Origin of the sequence: Micromonospora inaquosa (assembly GCF_003857055.1) — a bacterium.
Classification (GTDB): domain Bacteria; phylum Actinomycetota; class Actinomycetes; order Mycobacteriales; family Micromonosporaceae; genus Micromonospora; species Micromonospora inaquosa.
Map to the genome: position 1 here is coordinate 1 of NZ_QGSZ01000225.1, position 6,862 is coordinate 6,862.

7 protein-coding genes are annotated in these 6,862 nt (G+C 70.3%); 4 read left to right on the forward strand and 3 right to left on the reverse strand.

Annotated elements, in window-relative coordinates; translation table 11 throughout:
• The first annotated feature begins 117 nt into the window (after nucleotides 1-117).
• Nucleotides 118-963 carry a DUF559 domain-containing protein gene (locus tag DLJ59_RS18630; protein ID WP_124773921.1) on the forward strand — a complete coding sequence of 282 codons (846 nt, stop codon included), beginning with the start codon at nucleotides 118-120 and terminating at the stop codon, nucleotides 961-963.
• A gap of 112 nt (nucleotides 964-1,075) precedes the next feature.
• On the opposite strand, the gene DLJ59_RS18635 is transcribed toward DLJ59_RS18630, so the two are convergent.
• The 3 genes from DLJ59_RS18635 to DLJ59_RS18645 are packed head-to-tail and all read right to left on the reverse strand — an operon-like array spanning nucleotide 1,076 to nucleotide 4,251.
• The gene (locus DLJ59_RS18635; RefSeq protein WP_425271439.1) at nucleotides 1,076-1,420 is read right to left on the reverse strand and encodes a DUF779 domain-containing protein; all 345 of its coding nucleotides are present in this window, start codon (nucleotides 1,418-1,420) and stop codon (nucleotides 1,076-1,078) included.
• Nucleotides 1,420-2,925 (reverse strand): aldehyde dehydrogenase, encoded by a 1,506-nt coding sequence (gene adh, locus DLJ59_RS18640; RefSeq protein WP_124773922.1) that lies wholly within the window; start codon nucleotides 2,923-2,925, stop codon nucleotides 1,420-1,422. The genes DLJ59_RS18635 and adh overlap by 1 nt, the downstream gene beginning before the upstream one ends.
• 48 nt (nucleotides 2,926-2,973) lie before the next feature.
• Nucleotides 2,974-4,251 (reverse strand): GAF domain-containing protein, encoded by a 1,278-nt coding sequence (locus DLJ59_RS18645; RefSeq protein ID WP_124773923.1) that lies wholly within the window; start codon nucleotides 4,249-4,251, stop codon nucleotides 2,974-2,976.
• Between the two features lie 238 nt (nucleotides 4,252-4,489).
• On the opposite strand from DLJ59_RS18645, the gene DLJ59_RS18650 reads away from it, so the two are divergent.
• From DLJ59_RS18650 to DLJ59_RS18660, 3 genes are all read left to right on the forward strand, one after another.
• On the forward strand, nucleotides 4,490-5,155 hold the full coding sequence (locus DLJ59_RS18650) for a response regulator transcription factor (protein WP_124773924.1): 666 nt from the start codon (nucleotides 4,490-4,492) through the stop codon (nucleotides 5,153-5,155).
• On the forward strand, nucleotides 5,152-6,216 hold the full coding sequence (locus DLJ59_RS18655) for a sensor histidine kinase (RefSeq protein ID WP_244236109.1): 1,065 nt from the start codon (nucleotides 5,152-5,154) through the stop codon (nucleotides 6,214-6,216). Before DLJ59_RS18650 ends, DLJ59_RS18655 begins: the two co-directional genes overlap by 4 nt.
• A gap of 71 nt (nucleotides 6,217-6,287) precedes the next feature.
• Nucleotides 6,288-6,862 (forward strand): threonine ammonia-lyase (locus tag DLJ59_RS18660; RefSeq protein ID WP_244236110.1); only part of this gene is annotated, 575 nt, incomplete at its 3' end.

Sequence of the window (6,862 nt, forward strand, 5' to 3'; positions counted from 1 at the left end):
GGGTCGGGCCCTAGCATCGCGGGAGGTGGGGTGGGGAACTGTCCACAGGTGGGACGGTTATCCACAGGCGGTCGTTGTGGGACACCGTTGGGATCCTGATGTGGTCAGCCTGCTCTCATGGCTACCCAGTTGTGGCGTACTGACGCGCTGATGCGAAAGCTGACCGTCGCGCGGATCCGTGCTCGGCTCGACCGCGAAGAATTGCACCGTGTGCGCAGGGGGGTATACGCCAACAAACCCTGTGGCGACGATGACGAACTGCGTGCACTGATGCTCCGGTTACCCGACGGGGCGATGTTGGCTAGGCAGAGTGCCGCCCGTCGGCACGGCTTCGGTGTGTTGCGCGACGATCTGATCCATATTCAACTGCCCGCCGGGGTGCCGAAGCCCCGTCTTCCCGGAGTGGTTGTTCACCGGACGGTTCTACCCGCTCAGCCGGTCTTCGTTGAAGGTCTGCCCTGCGTGCCGGCGGCTCGCTGTGCAGTTGACCTGGCTCGCGCCGTTCGGCGGCTCGACGCACTCCCGGTACTCGATGCTGCGCTGCGGTCGGGCCTGGTAACCCAGGACGAACTGCTGGTCGAGGTGGCGGCCCACAGCGCACTGCGTGGTGTCCGCCAAGCCCGGCAACTCATACGGCTGGCGGACGGCAGGGCGGAGTGCCGACAGGAGAGCCAGTTGCGGCTGATCCTCATCGACGGAGGGCTGCCCCCGCCGGAGCCACAACTGTGGGTGGCTGACCGTTATGGCATCCCTCTGTATCGGCTCGATCTGGGCTACCGAGAACGCCGGGTCGGCATCGAGTACGACGGACTGTCGCACCTGGATCGTGACCGACTCAGGCACGACCGGGAACGGGTCAACTGGCTGAGTGCTGCCGGATGGCGGATGCGCTATTTCACCGACCGTGACCTCTACCGCCGCTCCCAACACATCAAGGACACCATCCGCGCTGCCCTCCTCTAACCCACCCCACCCTCGTCGATCTTGCACTTTCTGTCCCGACAAACCTCTCAACAGGCACATTCCGACAACACAAAGTGCAAGATCGACGAGGGGAGGGAGTGGCGCGAACCCCTCAGGGGGCTAGGTGGGAGCGGATGAGGAAGCGGACTCCTTCGGGTGCCTCCAGGGAGAAGCCGCTGCCCCGGCCGGGGACCACGTCGACGGTCAGCGTGGTGTGTTTCCACAACTCCCACTGGGACTTCGACATCCAGAACTCGACCGGCTCGGACACCCCGTCGACAGCGAGCGAGGCGAGCAGCACGTCGGACGCGCCGGTGCGGAACTCGCCCGCCGGGAAACACATCGGGGCGCTGCCGTCGCAGCAGCCGCCGGACTGGTGGAACATCAACGGGCCGTGCCGCCCCCGCAGCGACCGGATCAACTCGGCCGCGGCGGGGGTGACGGAGACGACCGGCATCAGAAGAAGCCGAGCTTCTTGGTGGAGTAGCTGACCAGCAGGTTCTTGGTCTGCTGGTAGTGCTCCAGCATCATCTTGTGGTTCTCCCGGCCGATGCCGGACTGCTTGTATCCGCCGAACGCGGCGTGCGCGGGGTACGCGTGGTAGCAGTTGGTCCACACTCGGCCGGCCTGGATGGCCCGCCCGGCCCGGTACGCGGTGTTGATGTCCCGGCTCCACACGCCTGCGCCCAGCCCGTACAGGGTGTCGTTGGCGATCTTCACGGCGTCGTCGAGGTCGGCGAAGGAGGTCACCGAGACCACCGGCCCGAAGATCTCCTCCTGGAAGATCCGCATCGAGTTGTCGCCCTCGAAGATGGTCGGCTCGACGTAGTACCCGCCCGACAGGTCGCCGCCCAGGTCGGCCCGTGACCCTCCGGTCAGTACCCGGGCACCCTCTTTCCGGCCGATGTCGAGATAGGACAGGATCTTCTCGAGCTGGTCGTTGGACGCCTGTGCACCGATCATCGTGTCGGTGTCCAGGGGGTGCCCGGCGACGATCGCCTTCGTGCGGTCCACGGCCGCGGCGAGGAAGTCGCTGTAGTGGCCCTGCTGGATCAGCGCCCGCGACGGGCAGGTGCAGACCTCACCCTGGTTGAGCGCGAACATGGTGAAGCCTTCCAGGGCCTTGTCCAGGAAGTCGTCGGAATCGGCGCTGACGTCGTCGAAGAAGATGTTGGGGCTCTTGCCGCCCAGTTCCAGCGTGACCGGCTTGATGTTCTCACTGGCGTACTGCATGATCAGCCGCCCGGTGGTGGTCTCGCCGGTGAAGGCCACCTTCGCGACCCGGGCGGAGGACGCCAGCGGTTTGCCGGCTTCCACACCGAAACCGTTGACGATGTTCAGCACTCCCGGTGGCAGCAGGTCCGCCACCAGCGACAACCAGTAGTGAATGGACGCCGGTGTCTGCTCGGCCGGTTTGAGCACCACGGCGTTGCCGGCGGCCAGCGCGGGCGCGAGCTTCCAGGTCGCCATGAGGATCGGGAAGTTCCACGGGATGATCTGCCCGACCACGCCGAGCGGCTCGTGGAAGTGGTACGCCACGGTGTCGTCGTCGAGTTCACCGAGCGAGCCCTCCTGGGCCCGGATCGCCCCGGCGAAGTAGCGGAAATGGTCGATGGCGAGCGGGATGTCGGCGGCCAACGTCTCCCGGACCGGCTTGCCGTTCTCCCAGCTCTCGGCCACCGCCAGGGACACCAGGTTCTCCTGCATCCGGTCGGCGATCCGATTGAGGATCAGCGCCCGTTCGGCCACCGAGGTGCGGCCCCAGGCGTCAGCGGCGCCATGGGCGGCGTCGAGGGCCTTCTCCACGTCGGGTGCGGTGCCGCGGGCGACCTCGGTGAAGGTCTGCCCGGTGACCGGCGTCGGGTTCTCGAAATAGGCGCCGCCGTGCGGCTTGACGTACTCGCCGCCGATGAAGTGGTCGTAACGGGACTGCCAGTGGGTGGGCGCGTCGTAGCGCGTCATGGTTACCTCCGCCGTCGTTGTGCGGGTGTGCCGACGGCGACGGTAGTTTCAGCGACGTTGCAGCCACGTTGCGCGCGGAAGGTCGTACTCCCCGGCGAGCTGGTCGATGCGGGCGAGGGCGAGGGGCCGACGCGGCGCGCCCACCGGCAGCGCCCGCGCCAGGGCCTGCCAGGCGGCCAGGTCGTCGGTGCCGGCCGGCGTCGCCGTCCAGGCGGCGAGCAGCGTCGGGTCCGCGGTGGCCAGCACGGCCGCGCGGAGGTGACCATCGATCAGCCGGCGCAGTCGCGCCACTCCCGGCGCGTCCGAGCCGGGCAGCAACGGCCCGGGGTACGCGTCGAGGGCGCCCGCCGGGTCGCCCTGGTCCAGCCGGTCGGCGACGGTGGTGAAGTCGGCGCGGACGGTCCCGCGTAGCCGGTACGGGCGGGAGTCGAGCAACTCCGGGCCGAGCACCCGCCGCAACCGGGACAGCTCGGCGCGCAGGGTGACCGGGTGCAGTCGGTCGTCGCCGTACAGGTCGAGGCCGAGCTGAACACCTGTGCGCCCCTCGGGGTGCTGAAGCAGCAGCACCAGCAGTTCGCTGTGCCGTCGACCGAGGCGGATCCGTCGGCCGTCGTACCGCAGCTCCGCCTCGTTTCGGCCGAGCGCGGTCACGGTGGCTACGCCGGGCTCCGGCGGTCGGTCGGCGGCAAGTTGTGCCTCGGCGGCCCGGGCGGTGGCCCGAACCAGCGCCAGGCTCTGCGGATTGGCCAGGTGGTCCCCGCCGGTGATGTCGATCGCGCCGAGCAGCCGCCCGGTGGCGGGGTCGTGGATCGGTGCGGCGGCGCAGGTCCACCGCTGGACCGGGCGACTGAAGTGCTCGGTGGCGAAGATCTGCACGCTGTGGTCGACGGCCAGCGCGGTGCCCGGCGCGTTGGTGCCGGCGTGCGTCTCGTCCCAACGGGCACCGGGCACGAAGTTCATCCGCTCGGCGTGCCGCAGCACACCCGGATGCCCCTCGACCCAGAGCAGCCGCCCGTGCGCGTCGCAGACCGCCATCAGGTGCGCGCCGTCCTGGGCGATGCCGCCGAGCAGGTCCCGAAACAGCGGTAGAACACGGGCCAGCGGGTGGACCGCCCGGTACCCGGCCAGGACGTCGTCGGCCAGGTCGATCGGCGGGGTGGCCTCGGGGTCGAGCCGTGCCGAACGTTCCCAGGACCGGCGGACCACCTCCCGCACCCGGTGCGGTGCCGCGCCGGCGGTCAGGAAGGCCTCGTGGGCGGCGCCGACCTGCGCGATCCGCTCCGCCGGATCGACGCCGAACTCCAGGGCGAGCCACGGGTCAGCCATCGGGCGACCTCCTCGGCCCCCATCGTGACGCAGCTCACCCCCGAGCGCCAACCGCCGTGGTTGTCGGGGACGGACGACGCAGCTGGCGTGGGCCGGGCACGAAGCCGACATCCGCTGGCTTGCGATGGTTTGCCCACTGGACGCTCACGTGGAGGATGGCTGCGGCGGGTGCTTACAGAACCCTTAACCCGGGCCTGCGACGGTATGCCGGGCAAGCCGGATCGGGGGAGCGGGAAACGTGCGGGTGCTGGTGGCGGACGACGAGCGGTTGTTGGCGGACATGGTGGCCGAAGGGCTGCGCCGCCTCTCGATGGCCGTTGACGTCTGCTACGACGGTGACGGTGCGCTGGAGCGGGTCGGGGTGAACCGGTACGACGTCGCGGTGCTGGACCGGGACATGCCGGGGCACACCGGTGACGAGGTGTGCCGCAGCATCACCGACTCACAGGTCGGCACCCGGGTGCTGCTGCTCACCGCGGCCGCCGGCATCCGGGACCGGGTGGAGGGTCTCGGCCTCGGCGCGGACGACTACCTGACCAAGCCGTTCGCCTTCGCCGAGTTGGTGGCCCGGGTGCAGGCCCTCGGGCGACGCTCCACTCCGGCGCTGCCCCCGGTGCTCTCCCAGGATGGCCTGGCGCTGGACGTGGGCCGGCACCTGGCCACCCGGGACGGCCGCCCGCTCGCGTTGAGCCCGAAGGAGTTCGCGGTGCTGCACGTGCTGCTGCGCGCGGACGGTCAGGTGGTCAGCGCCGAGGACTTGCTGGAGCAGGCCTGGGACGAGTTCGCCGACCCGTTCACCAACGCCGTGCGGGTCACCGTGATGACCCTGCGCAAGAAGCTCGGCGACCCCGCGATCATCCACACCGTTCCGAAGGCCGGCTACCGCATCGGCGGTACGGCGTGAGCTGGACGCCCCGACGTCGGGTGGTGCTGGTGGGTCTGCTGGCGTTGCTGGCCGGCCCGGTGCTGCCGGCGATGGGCAAGTGGCTGGCGCAGGTGATCTGGGTCTGGGGGCAGCAGTTCTGTGATCTGCCAGTGCCCGGGTTGTCGGGGATGTGCCGCAACGTGCGACCGGGGGCGTTCCTGCTGCCGCTGGCGGCGGTACTGCTCGTGACCCTGGCCGCCCTGGTGGGGCTCTGGTTCGCCGCGGTGTGGTGCCTGCGCCCGGTCGCCGACCTGGCCGGGCCGATCGGGCACCTCGGCCCGCAGAACCTCGGTCACCGGATCCGGCCCCGGGGCCGCGACGAGCTGGCCCGGTTGTCCCGCGCGATCGACGAGATGATGGAACGCGTCTCCGCCGGGTACGAGGGACAGCGACGGTTCGCCGCGAACGCCTCGCACGAGCTGCGTACGCCCCTCGCGGTGCAGCGGACGCTGATCGAGGTCGGCATGGCGAGGACGCTCAGCGGCGAGCAGTTGGAGCTGTTGACCAATCAGCTGCTGGAGACCAACGAGCGCAACGAACGCCTGATCGAGGGGCTGCTCGCGCTCAGCGAGAGTGATCAGGGCCTGCGTTCGCGGATACCGCAGCGGTTGGACACGATCGTCGAGGCGGTGCTGGCCGGGTACCTGGACCGCGCCCGGGAGGCCGGGGTCACCGTCGAGACCCACCTCGCGCCCCGGGTTGTCGTCGGCGAGCGGGTGCTGCTGGAGCGCCTGATCACCAACCTGGTGGAGAACGGCATCAAGTACAACCGGCCGGGCGGCTCGCTGACCGTCGTGGTGGGTGGCGTGCCCGCGCTGTCCGTGGTGAACACCGGCCAGCCCGTGCCGGCCGAGGCGGTGGCCGGGCTGTTCGAGCCCTTCCGCCGGCTCGCCCGGGATCGGACCTCGCAGGGCGGCGGGGCCGGTCTGGGCCTGGCCATCGCCCGCTCGATCACCCAGGCGCACGACGGCATCATCGCGGCCAGACCGGCCGAACACGGCGGCCTGCAGGTCGACGTTCAGCTACCCACAGTGACCTGACACTTCCCACCTTTCCCGGGATCCACGTACCGCTGGATCCCGCCCCTGGTGTGCCCGAAGAAGGAGAGACGATGTCACGCACCGTTGGCCAGATCCGGGCCGATGTCGAGGCGGCCAGCCGCTGGCTTGCCGGCCGCGTGGTCCGCACACCAGTGCTGCGGTCCCCGGCGATCGACGAACTCGCCGGGGCTCGGGTCCTGCTCAAGGCGGAGAACCTTCAACACGGCGGCTCGTACAAGATGCGGGGTGCACTGCGCGCGGTTGGCCGCCTCGCCGCGGCCGGCCACAACGGGGTGATCGCGCAGAGCACCGGCAACCACGCGGTGGCGGTGGCGATGGCCGCCCGGCAGCACGGGCTCGCCGCGACAGTGGTGCTCCCGGTCGACGCGGCACCGACGAAGGTCGACCGCGCACGCGCGGCGGGGGCGCGGGTGGTGTTCGCCGGCACCGACGTCGAGGAGCGGGTGGCGCTGGCCAACGCGCTCAGCGACGAGAGCGGTCACCCCGTCATCGACGCGTACGACCATCCGGACGTGATCGCCGGGCAGGGCACCGCGAGCCTGGAGCTGATCGAGGACGCCGAGCGCGCGGGGACGCCGTTGGACGCGCTGGTCGTACCGGTCGGCGGTGGTGGTGGGGTGGCCGG